The following is a 1,216-nucleotide window of genomic DNA, read 5'->3' as shown; positions in this document are numbered from 1 at the left end:
ATCTAAAGGCGTGTATGAATGAGCAGGAGGACTTCCAGATGCACCGCAAGAACGAATTGGAAGTTACTTATACTCGCTACATGGCGCGGCACTCGGATTTCAGGGAAGGAGTCAGTGCCTTCCTGGAAAAGCGGGAGCCGCAATACAAGGGCATATAACCACTGTGCAAGAACGAATAAAGATAGCCTCATGCCAGCGGCGTGGGGCTATCTTCTCTTAGCGAGTACATTCAATCGCTTCATCTATGATTTTTAGAACATGCGGCAGTTTGTCAGCCGGAACGGCTTTCAATTTCTGTATGACATATTCAAAGCTGTCTGGAGCTCTCCCAAACAATAAGGTGTCTGCGGAGAGATTGAGGGCCACGGCAAACGCGCGGATAGACTCAGAGGACAGGCCAGAACGTCCTCGTTCCACTTCCTGAATAAAGTTAGCACTATAACCAGACAATTTCGCCAAGTCCTCACGAGTCATTTTCTGGGCTGTCCGTTCGCTTTTAATTCTGGCTCCGATTTCTATATTGACGTCTTTTAATTTCCTAGCCATAGCATTACACCACCTTTACAAGTAGTGTAACCCCGAATAGGCAAAAGGAAAATTCTTACAAGTTTGTAGTTTTATCTATAGCAATGCACCGAATTATATGATATACTGCCAGCAGTGACCCAGATGGGGCGGTGACTACGAAAACTTCCCGTGCCGTCTGGCATGGGAGGCTTTTTGCATATAAAATGGGACAATCAGAATTTTTCTGAATTTACCTTATTTCTCGGGAGGAATAAACTCCAAANGTTCTCCGATCTCACATTCAAGCACTGTGCATAGGCGAGATAAGACATCAACATCTAATCTGGATATCGTGTTGTTGCAATAATGATTGATTTGCGTCCGCTGCATTTCCGCTCGATGGCTAAGTTTGTTTTTGCTTATACCACGATCTTCAATCAGCTTTGCCAAATTTATTTTTATTGTTCCGTAGTTATCCATGACTAGCCTCCATAAGCAACGGTATTGACAAGGCCAGTTTATATTTGTTAGAATATATTTAAAAGCTCTAAGAAGTCATGTCTAATTAGTTGCACATACGGTCGAATGTAAAGACGCATGGAAAACCTCCCGTGCCGTCTTAGCACGAGAGGTTTTGTTATTGCTCCATGTAAAGGGTGCTTTCCTTATCACGCCGTTCAATTTCCGTTTCCATAAAACTAACTAATTC

Annotated in this window: 2 protein-coding genes; both read right to left on the bottom strand. The window is 43.4% G+C overall.

From position 1 onward, the window contains the following. Window positions 1-216: 216 nt before the first annotated feature. Window positions 217-546 (bottom strand): helix-turn-helix domain-containing protein, encoded by a 330-nt coding sequence (locus tag JX325_RS17200; RefSeq protein WP_204792227.1) that lies wholly within the window; start codon window positions 544-546, stop codon window positions 217-219. A 216-nt stretch (window positions 547-762) separates the two neighbouring features. Continuing rightward, window positions 763-987 (bottom strand): helix-turn-helix transcriptional regulator, encoded by a 225-nt coding sequence (locus JX325_RS17195; RefSeq protein WP_204792226.1) that lies wholly within the window; start codon window positions 985-987, stop codon window positions 763-765. Window positions 988-1,216 lie beyond the last annotated feature (229 nt).

The organism is Oscillibacter sp. CU971 (assembly GCF_905219725.1).
Classification (GTDB): Bacteria; Bacillota; Clostridia; order Oscillospirales; family Oscillospiraceae; genus Oscillibacter.
This window is presented reverse-complemented; position numbering and strand designations above follow the sequence as displayed.

Excerpts from the sequence above, each read along its gene's own strand:
- JX325_RS17200 (WP_204792227.1), bottom strand. The coding sequence starts at position 546 with ATGGCTAGGAAATTAAAAGACGTCAATATAGAAATCGGAGCCAGAATT.